Genomic DNA, 16468 nt, shown 5'->3' with positions numbered 1-16468 from the left:
TAAGCGAAGCGCCACCTGGCAAAAAACTACCCCACCAGCTCCTCTTTCACCTGCATGGCCAAATCAAACGAATGCAAACGTGCCTGGTGATCGAAAATCTGACCGTTAACCATAATTTCATCCGCCTGCGTTTCGCGCAGCACCGCCTCCAGCCCGTGACGCACTTTCGCTTTATCGCCTACCAGCGACATGCTCAGCGCCTGCTGAACGCCATACTGCTCTGAAGCTGACCACAGCTGATGCATATTCTCCACCGGCGGCGGAAGCTGGCCCGTCTCACCGCGACGCAGCTTCACAAACGCCTGCTGCATGGAGGTGAACAGGAATTCCGCGTCGCGATTGCTGTCGGCGGCAATAATGTTGATACAGACCATCGCGTACGGTTTCTCAAGACGCTCGGACGGTTTGAAGTGCGTGCGGTAGAGATGCAGCGCCTGATGCAGCATATCCGGCGCGAAATGCGAGGCAAACGCAAACGGCAGCCCCAGCTGGGCTGCGAGCTGCGCGCTGTAGAGGCTTGAGCCCAGCAGCCAGACCGGGATCTTCTCGCCGTAACCCGGTACCGGGCGCACGAGCGGGTTCGGGTCACGCGCGTCGAACCAGTCCACCAGTTCGGCCACGTCGCGCGGGAAGTTGTCGATATCGCCGCTCATATGGCGGCGCAGGGCGCGCATGGTCGGCTGATCGCTGCCCGGCGCACGGCCAAGCCCTAAATCAATACGGCCCGGATAGAGGGTATTCAGCGTGCCGAACTGCTCGGCGATCACCAGCGGGGCGTGGTTCGGCAGCATCACGCCGCCGGAGCCCAGGTGCAGCGTGGTGGTATTTGCCGCCAGATAACCAATCAGTACCGAGGTGGCGGCGCTGGCAATGCCCACCATGTTGTGGTGTTCGGCCAGCCAGTAGCGGTGATAGCCACGCTTTTCGGCCAGCTGAGCCAGATCCAGAGAGTGCGAAAAGGCTTCTCTTGCCGAGGAGCCTTGTGGGATCGGCGCCAGATCCAGCACCGAAAACGGAAGGGTTTTGTCAGTCATAACAGCTCACTTTGTCGACGGTGAATCTTTAATACTGCATTAAAAAATGATAACCGTTGTTAACAAAGTGAGCCTTTTTTAGGCCTGCAGTTCCAGCCCGGCCAGACGCTTCCAGTAGCCGTTACAGTCGCTGTTTGCCGTCAGCGGCAGCGGAGCAGCGCCATTTTCGTTAGCGCGGAAGGCATCCAGCATCGCGAACACGCCGGTATCCAGCGGGGACAGGCGCACCATATCGACCAGCCCGTCCATCGACGCCAGCTCGTTGCCCAGATTATAGACATAGCCGCTCATGGTCTGAATACCGTTGAGAACAAACACCTGCTGATTCTCCTGGGACAGCATGCTGCGCCCGTTCGGATACTTAATGCAGCAGGTTTCGCACTCGTCTTTCGGACGGTCTTCCGAGCGTGCGGTAAAGCAGCGGGCGGAATAGGCCAGCGGCAGATGCCCGTAGCTCAGCACCTCCACTTCAAACTTGTTGCGAATGCCCAGCTCTTCACACTGCGTGAGCAGGTTTGCCAGCCAGTCGCGGGAGAGTTCCACCGGCATGCACCAGCGCGTCATCCCCTGTTTGAGCAGCAGGCGCAGGGTCACCGCGTTGTAGCAGTTCAGGGCATGACCCGCGACAAACGGCAGCTTGCGCTCGGCACACATGTTCACCACGCCGAGATCGCTCGCTTCCAGCAGGAAATCGCCGTTCTCAACGTAGCGTTTCAGCTCGCCCAGTTCAGAAGAGGCCTGCACCAGCGCGAGCGTGGAAAGCACCACCTGTTTACCGCTTCCCGCCAGGCTTTTCGCCATCTCCAGCCAGTCGCCCACTTTCGTCGCCCGACGTTTGCTGCACACCGCTTCGCCGAGGTAAATCACATCGGCGCTGCTGGTGGCGGCCTGTTGGTAAAAATCTTCCAGCGTCTCTTTTGGCCAGTAGTAAAGCACCGGCCCTAATGAATATTTCATGATTTTCTCACTGCCATTTACGGTGATACGCGCCCAGCGTGGTTTGCGTGCCTTCGGACATCGATCCGAGCGTCTCCATCCAGGCCAGCTGCGGCGCGTAGTTCTGCGGGTCCGCCATGCAGCGGTCGATAGCCTGACGCCACACTTTCGCCACCTGGCTCACGTACGCCGGGCTGCGCTGGCGACCTTCAATTTTCACCGAGGCGATATTGGCCGCCAGCAGTTCCGGCAGCAGCTCCAGCGTGTTAAGGCTGGTGGGCTCTTCCAGCGCGTGGTAACGCTCGCCGTCCACCAGATAGCGGCCTTTACACAGGGTGGGATAACCGGCGTTTTCACCGTCCTGATAGCGGTCAATCAGCACCTCATTCAGGCGAGATTCCAGCCCCTGCGGCGTTTGCTGCCAGCGGACAAAGCGGGCAGGGGAGCAGGCCCCGACGGTATTTGGCGACTCGCCGGTTAAATACGAGGAAAGATAGCAACGGCCTTCGGCCATAATGCACAGGCTACCAAAGGCAAAAACTTCCAGTGGCACTGGCGTGACGCGTGCGAGTTGCTTAACCTGATGAATAGAGAGTACGCGCGGCAGCACCACGCGGGCCACGTCAAAGTTTCGGTGATAAAAACGCACGGCCTCTTCGTTGGTGGCAGATGCCTGAACAGAGACGTGGCGCTCAATATGGGGATAGCGTTCTGCCGCATACTCAAGCATGGCGAGGTCGGCCAGAATCAGCGCATCGGCGCCCAGCTGTGCCGCCATATCCACCGCGCGCTGCCAGCGGGCGTAGCCGTCAGGATGAGCAAAGGTATTGATGGCGATATGCAGCTTGCGGCGGTGCTGGTGAACGAAGTTAACGGCTTCCTGAAGCTTTTTCTCCGTAAAGTTGAGGCCAGCAAAATGGCGGGCATTGGTGTCATCTTTCAGCCCGATATAGACCGCATCGGCCCCATTTTCGATGGCCGCCTTAAGCGCCGGAAGGTTTCCGGCAGGGCAGAGCAGCTCCATAATTTATCCTGATGTTGTCGATCGCAAAAATGTTAACGAGCTGGGATTTTAATTAACCCATACGCGACAATTTTTGATTTAAGGCAGCTAATGGCGTATTGATGGCACCAATAATGAGGTTGTCCGGACGACGGTTTGTTGATTTACGCCGCTATGTTATGCGTCGGATATGGCAAAATAGCAGGACTATAGATATCAGGGAGTAAAGCTCGTGCTGGATAAACTGCGTTCACGTCTCGTACAATTTGGCCCATCAATGCTGAGCGTGCCGGTAAAACTGGCGCCGTTCGCGCTTAAACGTCAGGTGCTGGAGAAGGTCCTGAGCTGGCAGTTCCGCCAGGCGCTGCAGGATGGCGAGCTGGAATTCCTGGAAGGCCGCTGGTTGAGCATTGAGGTACGTGACATCGGGCTGCGCTGGTTTACCTCCGTTGAGAATGACCAGCTGATCGTCCGCGAAACCGCCGAGGCGGACGTGAGCTTTAGCGCCAACGCCAGCGATCTGCTGATGATCGCCGCGCGCAAGCAGGACCCGGATACGCTCTTCTTCCAGCGCCGTCTGGTGATTGAAGGCGACACGGAGCTGGGCCTGTACGTTAAGAATTTAATGGATGCCATTGAGCTGGAGCAGATGCCGAAAGCGCTGCGCGTGATGTTAATGCAAATGGCAGATTTCGTTGAGGCCGGGCTGAAAACCCCGCCGGACAGTAAACACACTTCAGTAGGTGAGCCATGCTGATTCGAGTCGAAATTGGGATTGATGCACCGGGTATCGATGCGTTATTACGCCGCTCTTTTGAGAGCGATGCGGAAGCCCAACTGGTCCACGATCTCCGTGAAGACGGCCTGATCACGCTGGGGCTGGTTGCCACCGATGATGAAGGTCAGGTGGTGGGCTATGTTGCCTTCAGTCCGGTCATCGTTCAGGGTGAAGAGCTGCAGTGGGTCGGTATGGCACCGCTGGCGGTGGATGAAAACTATCGCGGGCAGGGGCTGGCGCGCCAGCTGGTCTATGAAGGGCTGGATTCGCTCAATGAGTTCGGTTATGCGGCCGTTGTAACGCTGGGCGATCCGGCATTCTATGGCCGTTTGGGCTTCGAGCAGGCCGCGCATTACGATCTGCGCTGCCGCTGGCCGGGTACGGAATCCGCTTTCCAGGTGCACCGTCTGGCGGACGACGCGCTCAACGGCGTCAATGGTCTGGTCGAATACCACGACCATTTCAATCGCTTTTAATCAGGCTCTCGCGTAGCGCCTCAAAGGAGCCGTCTCCGGTCACGAGGCGCTCTTTCTGGCGCTTCGTCAGCTGTTTGATGCGGTATTCCAGCCTGAGCGCCAACGATCGGTCACCGACGGGCGCCGAAAAGGCGAGCTGTAATTCTCCTTTCCCCCGCAGCGCTTTTGCCCCTTTCCCCGTTTGATGTTGTAAAAAACGCCGCGCCACATCGGTGGTGATCCCGGTGTAGAGTGCGTTATCAGCGGTTCGGACAAGATAGAGAAACCAGCACACGGTAAACAGATTCAGTATGTTAAGGTGAACGCACCATAGCATGAGAGAGAACGAAAATGGAAATACTGGCCGCCATTAACCGCTGGCTGGCGAAGCAGCACGTCGTCACCTGGTGCGTCTACAGCGAGGGTGAGATGTGGTGCGCAAACGCGTTTTACTACTACGATCCGGAGCGCGTCGCATTTTACGTCATGAGCGAAGACAAAACGCGTCATGCGCAGATGACCGGTCAGCAGGCAAAAGTCGCGGGCACGGTAAATGGCCAGCCGAAGACAGTCGCGCTGATCCGTGGGGTACAGTTTAAGGGGGAAATCCGTCGCCTGGACGGAGAAGAGAGCGACGCGCGTCGCAAGCACTACACGCGCCGCTTTCCGGTCGCCGCTGCGCTAAAAGCCCCGGTGTGGGAAATCCGCCTCGATGAGCTGAAATTTACCGACAACACCCTGGGCTTTGGCAAGAAGCTGCACTGGTTACGCGCCGAGCAGGCGTAGCGCTTCGCGGTTAAACGCCGGGAGATCGTCCGGGGTCCGGCTGGTGATCAGCTGGTCTTTGTCGTTGACCACCTCCTGATCGTAAAACTCGGCCCCCGCATTTTTCAGATCGATAACGATCGGTTTCACCGCCGTGAGCTTACGCCCGCGTACAACCTCCGCGCTGATGAGCAGCTGCGGCCCGTGACAGATGGCAAAGACCGGTTTGCCGGTAGAGACAAAGTCCCGGGTGAAGGTCACGAAGCGCTCGTCTCCGCGCAGGGAATCCGGTGAATGGCCGCCGGGTAAAAGCAGGGCGTCAAAATCTGAGGGGCTCACGTTATCGATAGTCTCGTCGATGGTCACGCTGGCCTCGCCCTTATGGCCTTTCACCGTTTTGCCCGCCTCTTTCTCGATGGTGATGACCTCATGTCCCGCCTTGCGGAACGCCTCTGCAGGAGAGGTGAATTCTGAATCTTCAAACTCGTCGGTAATCAAGACTGCGATTTTCTTGCCCATGCTTCCTCCGTTGTTTTGGCTTCAGACTGATTTTTCTCCGCTTGTGGTAAATACTTACCTGTAACAGACTTCTAAGTGTGGTCGACGACGCTGAGTTCGCAAACGGACAATTCTGTAAAGGGGATACGATGAGTCAGGTACTGATTACCGGGGCTACCGGGCTAGTGGGCGATCATCTGCTGCGGCTGCTGATTCAGGATCGCCGCGTGAACTACATCGCCGCCCCGACGCGTCGACCGCTGGTGGACATCTCCGGGGTCTTTAATCCGCACGATCCCCAGCTGACGGATGCGCTGGCGCAGGTCCAGGACCCGATTGATATCGCCTTTTGCTGTCTGGGCACCACGCGGCGGGAGGCGGGGAGCAAAGAGGCATTTATCCACGCCGACTATACGCTGGTGGTGGACACCGCGCTTACGGCGAAAAAGCTGGGAGCCAGACATTTTCTGGTGGTCAGCGCGCTGGGCGCCAGTGCCGGATCGCCTTTCTTCTACAACAAGGTGAAGGGCAAGATGGAGGATGCGCTGATTGCGCAGAAATGGGAGCAGCTGACGATTGTGCGCCCCTCAATGCTGATCGGCCACCGGGACGAGCGCCGCTTTAACGAGTCGATATTTGCCCCGCTGTTTCGGATCCTGCCCGGCAACTGGAAATCTATCGAGGCGCGGGACGTCGCGCGTGCGATGTTAAAAGAGGGACTGGCTCCGTCGAAAGCGGGCGTAAACATTATCCCTTCGGCAAAACTGCGTGAAATCGCGCAGGGCGAGGCGTAAACTCCCCCGGCTAATTACTCATACTCTCCGGGGAATGCTATGACTGGTCAGTCTTCATCTCAGGCGGCAACACCTGTTCAATGGTGGAAGCCCGCACTCTTCTTTCTCGTGGTCATCGTTGGCCTTTGGTACGTGAAATGGCAGCCGTACTACGGCAAAGCCTTCACCGCCGCCGAAACGCACAGCATCGGTAAATCTATTCTCGCTCAGGCGGATGCCAGCCCGCTTCAGGCGGCGTGGGACTATGCCATGGTCTACTTCCTTGCCGTCTGGAAGGCCGCCGTCTTAGGCGTGATCCTGGGCTCACTGATTCAGGTGCTGATCCCGCGCAACTGGCTGATGAAAACCCTCGGACAGCCGCGCTTTCAGGGGACGCTGCTGGGAACGCTCTTCTCCCTGCCGGGCATGATGTGCTCCTGCTGCGCTGCGCCCGTGGCGGCAGGGATGCGCCGCCAGCGCGTGTCGATGGGCGGCGCGCTGGCGTTCTGGATGGGCAACCCGCTGCTCAACCCGGCGACGCTGGTGTTTATGGGTTTTGTCCTGGGCTGGCATTTCGCGTTCATACGTCTGGTGGCCGGACTGCTGACCGTGCTGGTGGTGGCGACGCTGGTGCAGAATCTGGTGAAGGATAAGGCGCCAGAGTCCGCGTCTGTTGAGCTGGACGTCAGCGAGCCGCAGGGCGGGTTCTTTGCGCGCTGGGGCAGGGCGCTATGGCAGCTTTTCTGGAGCACCATTCCGGTCTATATCCTGGCGGTGGTGGTTCTCGGGGCGGCGCGCGTCTGGCTCTTCCCGCATGCGGATGGCGCTATCGACAACACGCTGTTGTGGGTCATTGCAATGGCCGTTGCAGGCTGCCTGTTTGTGATCCCTACCGCCGCAGAAATTCCTATTGTTCAGACCATGATGCTGGCCGGCATGGGCACCGCACCGGCACTGGCATTGCTCATCACGTTACCAGCCATCAGCCTGCCGTCGCTGATTATGCTGCGTAAGTCATTCCCGGCGAAAGCGCTGTGGCTCACCGCGGGGCTGGTGGCGTTGAGCGGGGTGATGGTGGGAAGTATTGCGCTTCTGTGAAAAACGCCCGGTGGCGCTACGCTTACCGGGCCTACAAAAAAATCCCCTCACTTGAGGGGATTTTTTTATTTAATGTAAGTAAACGCGGTGGTGACGTGCTTCACGCCGCTCACCCGGCTGGCGATATCGGCCGCCGCTTTCCCTTCACGTTCGGTCACCAGACCCAGCAGGAACACTTCACCGTTTTCCGTTGTCACCTTCACGTTGGAAGATTTCACCTGGTCCGAACCCAGCAGCTGGGAACGCACTTTGGTGGTAATCCAGGTATCGGAAGAGGCATCACCCAAACCAATTGGCTTGCCCTGACGCACTTCGTTAAACACCTCTGTGGTCCCTTCAACGCCCATCGCAATCTGTTTCGCACGCGAGGCGAGCTCCATGTTCGGCGCCTGGCCTGCCAGCAGCACTTTGCCCTGGTAAGCCGTCACGTTGATACGCGCCTCTTTCTTGATCTGTTCGTCTTTCGACAACGCACTGTTGACGCGCAGCTCCAGCGTACCGTCATCCACCTGTGTTCCCACAGTGCGCGGATCGGTTGCCGCTTTGGTGCCTACTGCGGCAGTACCCACAACGGCCGCAGCGATACATCCCTGAAGCAGTAATGCAGACATAAGGACTGCGAGGGTCGATAAAGCCTTCATAAGAACTCCTTAATCATCCTGGTGAGGGAAAAGCGTGTTATCGATCAAGTCACATAAGCAGTTCACCGTGAGCATATGCATTTCCTGAATACGCGCGCTCCGGTGAGACGGAATGCGGATTTCCACATCCTGCGGCCCAAGCAGACCCGCCAGCTCACCCCCGTCATAGCCGGTTAAGGCCACGATGGTCATATCGCGGGTGACGGCGGCTTCAACAGCTTTGACAATATCCCGGCTATTGCCGCGCGTGGAGATGGCCAGCAGCACATCTCCGGCATGACCCAGGGCTCGCACCTGCTTTGCGTAAATTTCGTCATGCAGACGATCGTTAGCAATCGCCGTTAAGACCACATTATCGGTATTAAGTGCAATGGCAGGTAAACTGGGGCGTTCTGTTTCAAAACGATTGATCATGCTGGCAGCAAAATGCTGTGCGTTGGCGGCTGACGTGCCGTTGCCACAACAGAGGATTTTGTTGCCGTTTAGCAGGGATTGCACCAGCGTCATTGCGGCACGCGAGATAGCATCCGGAAGGGCTTCCGCCGCGGCAATCTGAGTCTGGATGCTTTCTGTGAAGCACACTTTAATTCTTTCGAGCACGTTATCCCTTTTAAATCTTAATTATGCGTCTTCGCCAAAAGCGTTTTTAAGCCATTCGATCTCATTTCCGGTGAAGGCTATCACATCGAACCGGCAATCCACAGTATCAAAACTCCCATTATGGCGGGCAAGCCACAAGTGGGCAGTCTGTAATAATTTATGTTGTTTGGCGAGCGTCACGCTGGCGGCAGCACCGCCAAAACGGGAGGACTGTCGAAAGCGCACTTCAACAAACACAATGACCTGACCGTCTTTCATGATCAGGTCGATTTCGCCACCACGCCCGCGGACGTTGGCGGCGATAAAACGCAGTCCTTTGCCTTCAAGCCAGCGACGCGCCTTTAACTCCCACGCATCGCCGGTTTGTTTGCGGCTTAACTGGCCGGGACGATCTGCCCCTGCTGGTATTTGAGCCATGATAACTTCCTGTTAATCACACAATCCTGGGTCGCGGTCAGATCGCCGGTGTTGCCGTTAAGCTCGAAGCCCGGCACCTGACGCATCTGGGTAAAGTGGTTCGCCAGCGCCCACGCATCAACCCCCATCGCATACAGACGCGCCAGAGAGTAATCGTTACGCACCGCGCTCAGCGCCTGCTGCATCAGGGATGGATTGCTGCCGGCCAGCATCGGGATTTCGCTGTACTGCAGACCGTCCATTTCCAGACGGAAATCCGGGCCTGCGGTGCCCTGTGCGCTGCGGGAGCTGGCGTAGAGCGTTGCGCCGCTCTGGCTGCCGTTACGCATTGCAATCATCGGTTTGATAAAGGCGATCTCCTGCGGTGTGGCAACGATATAGGCCGCATCCACTTTACCGCCACCGCTAATCTGCGCGTCGGTTGGCGGCGCAGGGATCGTCAGGCCGCCAATCGTCACGCCCTGCTGCTGTGGCAGGCTCGCGGTGACCGGGCTACCGTTAAGGGCGATACCCGCCCCGCCGTTTACGCCTGCGCGCAGTTCAGAGACGGAACCGAATTTCTGCTGCAGCACCACGCCGCCGCCCAGCTTCTGCCACTCATCGGCAAAGGCATTGGCCACGCGATCGCCCAGCGTGCTGCGTGGGATGAGCAGCAGCGGAGCCTGCTTACCCTGCTCATGAATATGACGCGCCGCATCGCGGGCTTCATCTTCTGGAGAGAGTGCGAAGTAGCAGATATTGGCCCGGTTCTGAACCTGCTCTGGCTGGTTGAGCGCCAGCACGTTCAGCGTGGTATTGCTCTTCATCAGCTCTTCCACGTTGTTCTTCAGCAGCGGACCGACAACGATGCTCGCCCCGTCCTGCTGTACCTGCGCCAGCACCTGGTCAAGCGGCTGCGAGCTGGTGTCGTAGATTTTCAATTCAGCGCCCGGGTTGGCGCTGGTGGTTGCCACGGCCTGCGGCTGCGTGGCAGGTTGAGCCGCGGGTTGTGCAGGCTGCTGTTGAGGCTGTTCTGCTGTTGTGGCAGGAGCTGGCGCCGTTTGCGTCTCGGCCGGAGCCTGGGCCGCAGGTGCTGCTGTAGCCGGTGCAGCTTCAGCTGGAGGCGTCGTCGGGGCCGTCACAGGGTTTTGCATCGTGCCCTGCGCTGGCGCTTGCGCCGTGGTCAGGTCGCTGGTCTCTGCGGCGGATGGGCTGACAACATCATTATTCACATTAGCCGCCTGGGCTGCCTGTGCGGGAACGGCGCTGCCGGCTACCGACGTCGTGCCGTTTTTCGCCGCTTCAAAACCCTGCTGAATGGTACGTCCAAACACCGCCGCCTGGCCGTTGAGCGGCAGAAGCAGGGCGATTTTGCTGGTGGAAGCTGGCTTAAAGTTCTGCACGTTCACCAGCTGGGTTGGCAGCATTTTCGCGCCCGGGTTTTGCGGGTAGCGCGTCTGCCAGTCCGTAATGCCGGCTTTCAACATTTTTGGATCGCTGCGGTTGTTAAACCACATCTGCTGCAGATCCAGCCAGCCCTGCAGGACGTTTTCATCGGCGTTGATGACCAGCGCCTGCGCCTGTTCCTGCGTCATCGACGCCAGCGCTTGCCAGGTGGCATCAATATTTTTCTGCTTATCAGCACCGCCAAGCAGCGGCTCTTGCGCGACGAGCGCGCGGAGCAGCGTCAGGGAAGGGCGTCCCTGCTCAGCGGTAATACCCGCCTGCCAGAAGCGCGCCTGCTGGTTTTTATCCAGCGCGCTTACGTCGATATCACCGAGGATCTTCTTCGCGGCGGCGTAATCTTTCAGCGCGACTTTCAGCTCGGCAGAGAGCAGGCTCTGCTCGCGACGCTGTGCGTCGTTAAGATCTTTTGGCAACTGGTTAAACAGTTCGGCTGCCCGCTGGGTTTTACCCTCTTTCAGCAGTGCACGAATGGCGAGTAATTGCCAGTTGGTCTTGGTATCATTTGAACTCTGCGACATTTGTTGCAGATAAAAGCCAGAATCAGCCTGAGCAGAACCCTGGAGATGGGCGGTGCTCTGGTCAGGTGCCTGAGTGCCACAGCCTGCAAAGATCAGGGCTGCCAGCAGAAGCGGCACGCTGCGCGTGGCTTTTTTTCGAAGAAACGTTAACGGTACCATACTGTATCCAGTGATTTTTTTTACGCAATGCTCAATATTAAATCGGCAATACGGACGAAACAATGAAACAACACGAAACGGCAGATAATTCTCAAGGCCAGCTTTATATTGTACCTACTCCTATCGGGAATTTGTCTGATATTACCCAACGTGCGCTCACCGTACTGCAAGCTGTTGATTTAATTGCTGCTGAAGACACCCGCCACACCGGCCTGCTGCTGCAACATTTCGCGATTAACGCCCGTTTGTTTGCGCTGCACGATCACAATGAGCAACAAAAAGCCGAAACGCTGGTGGCGAAGCTGAAAGAGGGGCAGAACATTGCCCTGGTCTCCGATGCCGGTACGCCGCTGATCAACGATCCGGGCTATCACCTGGTGCGTACCTGTCGCGAAGCCGGTATTCGCGTTGTGCCCCTGCCGGGCCCGTGTGCCGCGATTGCGGCGTTAAGCGCCGCAGGTCTGCCGTCTGACCGTTTCTGCTATGAAGGCTTTCTGCCTGCTAAATCCAAAGGCCGCCGCGACGTCTTAAAAGAGCTGGAAGCGGAACCGCGCACCCTGATTTTCTACGAATCCACGCACCGCCTGCTGGAGAGCCTGGAAGATATGGTGACCGTCTGGGGGGAAGGCCGCTACGTGGTGCTGGCGCGCGAGCTGACCAAAACCTGGGAAACCATCCACGGCGCGCCGGTGGGTGAGCTGCTGGCGTGGGTGAAGGAAGACGAAAACCGCCGCAAGGGTGAAATGGTGCTGATCGTCGAAGGGCACAAGGCGGAAGAAGACGCCCTTCCTGCCGACGCGCTGCGCACGCTGGCGCTGCTGCAGTCGGAACTGCCGCTGAAGAAAGCCGCTGCGCTGGCGGCAGAAATTCACGGCGTGAAGAAAAATGCGTTGTATAAGTATGCGCTGGAGCAGCAGGGGGAGTAAGGCATCCCCTGCCGGTTTTTGCCGGGTGGCGGCTACGCCTTATCCGGCCTACGGATCGTTATGTGTCTTTTAGCTAGCAGGTATCGCCTCAACCAGGAAGGTTTGCGGCGTGTCCGACGGGTTACCTAAATGCGGGATAGATGTGGGACGGAAAATCACGTCACCGGTGCCGGGTTAAACACCGCCAGCTGATTATGCAATCCCCATTGGTCCGAGAAGGTTTTCTTTCGCCCGCTGGCGACATCCAGAATGAAGTAGAACAGCTTCCAGCCCACTTCTTCAATACTCTCCTCCCCGGTGGCGATGGTTCCCGCGTTGATGTCCATTAAGTCATACCAGCGGTTTGCCAGCTCGGTGCGAGTCGCCATCTTGATCACCGGCACCGCCATCAGGCCGTACGGCGTGCCGCGCCCGGTGGTAAAGACCTGTACCGTAATGCCGGATGCTACCTGCTGCGTGCCGCACACAAAATCGCTGGCCGGCGTTGCCGCGTAGATCAGGCCGCGTTTCGTCGGGCGCTGGCCCGGAGAGAGCACTTCTGCAATGGCGCTCTGCCCGGATTTGGCAATAGAGCCGAGGGCTTTTTCCACCACGTTTGCCAGGCCGCCTTTCTTGTTGCCCGGAGACGGGTTGGCGCTGCGGTCGGTTTTGCCCATATCGAGATAGTTATCGTACCAGGCCATCTCCTCAAGCAGTCGCCTGCCGACCTCTTTATTAACGGCGCGCGGCGTCAGCAGATGGATGGCGTCACGCACTTCAGTCACCTCGGAGAACATCACCGTGGCGCCGCAGCGAACAAGCAGATCGGACGCATAGCCCACCGCCGGGTTGGCCGTCACGCCGGAGAAGGCATCGCTGCCGCCGCACTGGGTGCCCACAACCAGCTCCGACGCCGGGCACGTTTCGCGCCGGCGGCGGTTGAGCTTGTCCAGATGGCGTTCTGCTACCTGCAAAATATCGTCGACCATTGAGCGGAAACCGACGTGGCGTTCGTCCTGCAGGCGCACGATGCTGGCCTCGTCTGCCGGGATGGCTTTGACATCCTCGGTACCCTGCAGCAGGCGTTCTGGCTGCAATTTTTCACAGCCGAGGCCAATGACCATCACCTCGCCGCCAAAGTTGGGGTTCAGGGCGATATTGTGGATGGTGCGGATAGGCACCACCGCAGCGGGCGCGTTAATCGCCACGCCGCAACCGTAGAGGTGGTTCAGGCCCACCACGCCGTCGACGTTCGGGTATTTTGGCAGCAGATCGCGTTCGATGATTTTCACCACGTAATCCACGACGCCCGCCACGCAGTGCACGCTGGTGGTAATACCGAGCAGATTTTTAGTGCCGACGCTGCCGTCCGCATTGCGATAGCCTTCAAAGGTATAGCCTTCCAGCGGGGGGAGCGGTTCCGGCACGCGGGTTGCCAGCGGAAGCGTGTTCAGCGGCGGCGCTTCTGGCAGCGCCACCAGCGACTCCTCCACCCAGCTTCCCTGCGGTATCGAACGAACGGCATAGCCGATGACTTCACCGTAACGCACAATTTCGCTTTCAGCAGGGATATCCACCAGGGCGACTTTATGTCCCTGCGGAACATGCTCAGTCAGTTCCAGCCCGTCCGGGAAGCGGGTTCCTGCTTTTAAGCCATTGTCGTTGACGATAATCGCCACGTTATCGGCGTCGTGCACTTTTATATAAAACGCCGTCGGCGGTGCCTGTCGAATTTCAATGTCGGCCATTGGTCAGTATTCTCCAGCAAAATTCTGATAATAGGTTCAGCCATTTTTCTGATGGTAGAAATAAATACGCGGCTTTCAGAAATAAAGCATGTCAGCAGATTCAATATCAAAATGTGATCCCGATCGCTCGCGAGCCCGTAATCCTTGATTCTGTGCATTAGCGCCCAGTGCTTTGTGCATATGCAAAAATTTTTATCAAAAAATAGCGTAATACCTGAGCATTAAAACAATGTGCGGTCGTGGATTGCATCTTATACTGAATGACGATTTTATTACGCCAGAATATGTCCGAATAATAAATATCATGATGGCGCGGTGTCTGAATAAATAAAATGATGCTGAAAAAGGCTGCGGAATTAAAAAGGTAAATACAATGAATAACGCTATCTTCCCGAATAAATTTAAAGCGGCTCTCGCAGCGCACCAGATTCAGATTGGCTGCTGGTCCGCGCTGGCAAACCCTATCAGCACCGAAGTGCTGGGCCTGGCCGGTTTCGACTGGCTGGTGCTGGACGGCGAACATGCGCCAAACGATATCAGCACGTTTATTCCGCAGCTGATGGCGCTGAAAGGCAGCAACAGCGCCCCGGTGGTGCGTGTCCCCACCAACGAACCGGTGATTATTAAGCGTCTGCTGGATATCGGCTTCTACAACTTCCTGATCCCGTTTGTGGAGACGGAAGAGCAAGCGGCGCTGGCCGTGGCGTCAACGCGCTATCCTCCCGAAGGGATCCGCGGCGTTTCCGTTTCGCACCGCGCCAATATGTTTGGCACCGTCCCGGACTATTTCGCGCAGTCCAACAGCAACATCACCATTCTGGTTCAGATCGAGAGCCAGCAGGGCGTCGATAATGTCGACGCGATTGCTGCCACAAGCGGCGTGGACGGGATCTTCGTCGGCCCAAGCGATCTGGCTGCGGCCTTTGGCCATCTGGGTAACGCCAGCCACCCTGACGTGCAGCGCGCGATCCAGCACATCTTTGCCCGCGCCAAAGCACACGGCAAGCCGTGCGGCATTCTGGCGCCGGTTGAGGCTGACGCCCGCCGCTACCTGGAGTGGGGAGCCACGTTTGTTGCCGTCGGCAGCGACCTCGGCGTTTTCCGCTCGGCTACGCAGAAATTAGCGGACGCTTTTAAAAAAATAACCATCATTGAGGAAACAGATTATGACGCTGAAAGTGGGTTTTATTGGCCTGGGGATCATGGGTAAACCAATGAGTAAGAACCTCATCAAAGCAGGTTACTCGCTGGTGGTCTCCGATCATAATCCACAGGCCGTGGCTGAGGTGATAGCGGCTGGCGCAGAAGCAGCCACCACCGCGAAAGCCATTGCCGAGCAGTGCGATGTCATCATCACCATGCTGCCAAACTCCCCGCACGTCAAAGAAGTCGCGCTGGGTGAAAACGGCATTATCGACGGCGCGAAACCGGGCCTGGTGCTGATCGATATGAGCTCTATCGCACCGCTCGCGAGCCGTGAAATCAGCGAGGCGTTGAAGGCGAAGGGCGTCGATATGCTGGATGCACCGGTCAGCGGCGGCGAGCCGAAAGCCATCGACGGCACGCTGTCGGTCATGGTCGGCGGCGATAAAGCTATTTTCGATAAATTTTACGACCTGATGAAAGCCATGGCGGGCTCTGTGGTACACACCGGGGAGATCGGGGCGGGTAACGTGACCAAGCTGGCAAACCAGGTGATTGTGGCACTCAACATTGCCGCCATGTCTGAAGCGCTGACGCTGGCGACCAAAGCGGGCGTCAATCCGGACCTGGTCTACCAGGCCATTCGCGGCGGTCTGGCGGGCAGCACCGTGCTGGATGCCAAAGCGCCAATGGTCATGGATCGCAATTTCAAACCCGGTTTCCGCATCGACCTGCATATTAAAGATCTGGCGAACGCGCTGGACACTTCCCACGGCGTGGGCGCACAGCTGCCGCTGACCGCGGCGGTCATGGAGATGATGCAGGCGCTGCGTGCCGATGGCCTGGGCACGGCCGATCACAGCGCAATTGCATGCTACTACGAAAAACTGGCGAAGGTAGAAGTGGCGCGTTAATCACGGCTTACCCACAGCCGAGGGTGACAGCGGCGCGCAAACCCTCTATACTGCGCGCCGAAGCTGACCAGACAGTCGCCGCTTCGTCGTCGTCCCTTTCGGGGGAGACGGGCGGAGGGGAGGAAAGTCCGGGCTCCATAGGGCAGGGTGCCAGGTAACGCCTGGGGGGGAAACCCACGACCAGTGCAACAGAGAGCAAACCGCCGATGGCCCGCGCAAGCGGGATCAGGTAAGGGTGAAAGGGTGCGGTAAGAGCGCACCGCGCGGCTGGTAACAGTCCGTGGCACGGTAAACTCCACCCGGAGCAAGGCCAAATAGGGGTTCACATGGTACGGCCCGTACTGAACCCGGGTAGGCTGCTTGAGCCAGTGAGCGATTGCTGGCCTAGATGAATGACTGTCCACGACAGAACCCGGCTTATCGGTCAGCTTCAACTTCTTAGGGAACCCCGCTTCGGCGGGGTTTTTGCTTTCTGGTTGTTGTAGGCCGGGTAAGCGCAGCGCCACCCGGCACCACACAAACGACATCAATTCTCATATTTGCGACATTAAGCACATTTCACTGTTTTTCACTCGCCGGTTCCGCCTCGGCATCTGCAGACGATCGCCATCACAAAATTTAAATCTAAAAAACCGGC

At 57.9% G+C, this 16468-nt stretch carries 18 protein-coding genes and 1 other RNA gene; 9 read left to right on the top strand and 10 right to left on the bottom strand.

Going from position 1 to position 16468, the window contains the following annotated elements:
- Positions 1-26 precede the first annotated feature (26 nt).
- From ACHH0Z_RS14105 to ACHH0Z_RS14095, 3 genes are all read right to left on the bottom strand, one after another.
- Positions 27-1034, bottom strand: a complete 1008-nt coding sequence (locus ACHH0Z_RS14105) for an LLM class flavin-dependent oxidoreductase (RefSeq protein WP_045407050.1) — start codon at positions 1032-1034, stop codon at positions 27-29.
- A gap of 78 nt (positions 1035-1112) precedes the next feature.
- A complete protein-coding gene (locus tag ACHH0Z_RS14100; RefSeq protein WP_025912548.1) occupies positions 1113-1991 on the bottom strand; it encodes a U32 family peptidase in 879 nt (292 codons plus the stop codon).
- 7 nt (positions 1992-1998) lie between these two features.
- Positions 1999-2994: a peptidase U32 family protein gene (locus tag ACHH0Z_RS14095; protein ID WP_008501481.1), complete on the bottom strand. Its 996-nt coding sequence runs from the start codon at positions 2992-2994 to the stop codon at positions 1999-2001.
- A 211-nt stretch (positions 2995-3205) separates the two neighbouring features.
- Between ACHH0Z_RS14095 and ACHH0Z_RS14090 the strand changes: the two genes are divergently transcribed.
- Both ACHH0Z_RS14090 and ACHH0Z_RS14085 read left to right on the top strand, forming a co-directional pair.
- Positions 3206-3730: an SCP2 domain-containing protein gene (locus ACHH0Z_RS14090; RefSeq protein WP_045407047.1), complete on the top strand. Its 525-nt coding sequence runs from the start codon at positions 3206-3208 to the stop codon at positions 3728-3730.
- Positions 3724-4227: a GNAT family N-acetyltransferase gene (locus ACHH0Z_RS14085; RefSeq protein ID WP_021242248.1), complete on the top strand. Its 504-nt coding sequence runs from the start codon at positions 3724-3726 to the stop codon at positions 4225-4227. Before ACHH0Z_RS14090 ends, ACHH0Z_RS14085 begins: the two co-directional genes overlap by 7 nt.
- Here the strand turns inward: ACHH0Z_RS14085 and ACHH0Z_RS14080 are convergent.
- Positions 4214-4543 (bottom strand): GIY-YIG nuclease family protein, encoded by a 330-nt coding sequence (locus ACHH0Z_RS14080; RefSeq protein ID WP_008501484.1) that lies wholly within the window; start codon positions 4541-4543, stop codon positions 4214-4216. The genes ACHH0Z_RS14085 and ACHH0Z_RS14080 overlap by 14 nt on opposite strands.
- A gap of 14 nt (positions 4544-4557) precedes the next feature.
- Here ACHH0Z_RS14080 and ACHH0Z_RS14075 point away from each other — a divergent pair, with 14 nt between their 5' ends.
- Positions 4558-4992, top strand: coding sequence for a YhbP family protein (locus tag ACHH0Z_RS14075; protein ID WP_045407044.1), 435 nt, complete (start codon positions 4558-4560; stop codon positions 4990-4992).
- Here ACHH0Z_RS14075 and ACHH0Z_RS14070 read toward each other — a convergent pair.
- Positions 4972-5490, bottom strand: coding sequence for a type 1 glutamine amidotransferase domain-containing protein (locus ACHH0Z_RS14070; protein ID WP_008501486.1), 519 nt, complete (start codon positions 5488-5490; stop codon positions 4972-4974). The genes ACHH0Z_RS14075 and ACHH0Z_RS14070 overlap by 21 nt on opposite strands.
- Before the next feature lie 128 nt (positions 5491-5618).
- On the opposite strand from ACHH0Z_RS14070, the gene ACHH0Z_RS14065 reads away from it, so the two are divergent.
- Both ACHH0Z_RS14065 and ACHH0Z_RS14060 read left to right on the top strand, forming a co-directional pair.
- The gene (locus ACHH0Z_RS14065; protein WP_023326160.1) at positions 5619-6263 is read left to right on the top strand and encodes an NAD(P)H-binding protein; all 645 of its coding nucleotides are present in this window, start codon (positions 5619-5621) and stop codon (positions 6261-6263) included.
- Between the two features lie 39 nt (positions 6264-6302).
- Complete coding sequence (locus ACHH0Z_RS14060; RefSeq protein WP_045407040.1) at positions 6303-7340, top strand: permease; 1038 nt, start codon at positions 6303-6305, stop codon at positions 7338-7340.
- 65 nt (positions 7341-7405) lie between these two features.
- Here the strand turns inward: ACHH0Z_RS14060 and dolP are convergent, their stop codons facing one another.
- Genes dolP through ACHH0Z_RS14040 form a run of 4 tightly spaced genes read right to left on the bottom strand, consistent with a single transcriptional unit; the run spans position 7406 to position 11121 of the window.
- Positions 7406-7981, bottom strand: a complete 576-nt coding sequence (gene dolP, locus ACHH0Z_RS14055; RefSeq protein WP_008501489.1) for a division/outer membrane stress-associated lipid-binding lipoprotein — start codon at positions 7979-7981, stop codon at positions 7406-7408.
- 9 nt (positions 7982-7990) lie between these two features.
- Positions 7991-8581: a DnaA initiator-associating protein DiaA gene (gene diaA, locus ACHH0Z_RS14050; protein WP_003861754.1), complete on the bottom strand. Its 591-nt coding sequence runs from the start codon at positions 8579-8581 to the stop codon at positions 7991-7993.
- A 21-nt stretch (positions 8582-8602) separates the two neighbouring features.
- A complete protein-coding gene (locus ACHH0Z_RS14045; protein WP_021242244.1) occupies positions 8603-8998 on the bottom strand; it encodes a YraN family protein in 396 nt (131 codons plus the stop codon).
- Positions 8956-11121 carry a penicillin-binding protein activator gene (locus tag ACHH0Z_RS14040; RefSeq protein ID WP_045407037.1) on the bottom strand — a complete coding sequence of 722 codons (2166 nt, stop codon included), beginning with the start codon at positions 11119-11121 and terminating at the stop codon, positions 8956-8958. The genes ACHH0Z_RS14045 and ACHH0Z_RS14040 overlap by 43 nt, the downstream gene beginning before the upstream one ends.
- Positions 11122-11183: 62 nt before the next feature.
- On the opposite strand from ACHH0Z_RS14040, the gene rsmI reads away from it, so the two are divergent.
- Positions 11184-12047, top strand: a complete 864-nt coding sequence (gene rsmI, locus ACHH0Z_RS14035) for a 16S rRNA (cytidine(1402)-2'-O)-methyltransferase (protein ID WP_023294650.1) — start codon at positions 11184-11186, stop codon at positions 12045-12047.
- A gap of 155 nt (positions 12048-12202) precedes the next feature.
- Here the strand turns inward: rsmI and garD are convergent, their stop codons facing one another.
- The gene (garD, locus tag ACHH0Z_RS14030) at positions 12203-13774 is read right to left on the bottom strand and encodes a galactarate dehydratase (RefSeq protein WP_045407035.1); all 1572 of its coding nucleotides are present in this window, start codon (positions 13772-13774) and stop codon (positions 12203-12205) included.
- Between the two features lie 373 nt (positions 13775-14147).
- Here garD and garL point away from each other — a divergent pair, with 373 nt between their 5' ends.
- The 3 genes from garL (at position 14148) to rnpB (ending at position 16267) form a co-directional block, all read left to right on the top strand.
- Positions 14148-14984, top strand: a complete 837-nt coding sequence (garL, locus tag ACHH0Z_RS14025; protein ID WP_084832232.1) for a 2-dehydro-3-deoxyglucarate aldolase — start codon at positions 14148-14150, stop codon at positions 14982-14984.
- Complete coding sequence (garR, locus tag ACHH0Z_RS14020; RefSeq protein ID WP_008501502.1) at positions 14941-15831, top strand: 2-hydroxy-3-oxopropionate reductase; 891 nt, start codon at positions 14941-14943, stop codon at positions 15829-15831. Before garL ends, garR begins: the two co-directional genes overlap by 44 nt.
- A gap of 59 nt (positions 15832-15890) precedes the next feature.
- Positions 15891-16267: RNase P RNA component class A (gene rnpB, locus ACHH0Z_RS14015), an RNA gene on the top strand.
- Positions 16268-16468 lie beyond the last annotated feature (201 nt).

The sequence above is a fragment of the Enterobacter cloacae complex sp. 2024EL-00227 genome (genome assembly GCF_043945315.1).
Lineage (GTDB): Bacteria > Pseudomonadota > Gammaproteobacteria > Enterobacterales > Enterobacteriaceae > Enterobacter > Enterobacter roggenkampii.
Note: the sequence above shows the minus strand (reverse complement) of the source record. Positions and strands in the feature narration are given on the sequence as shown.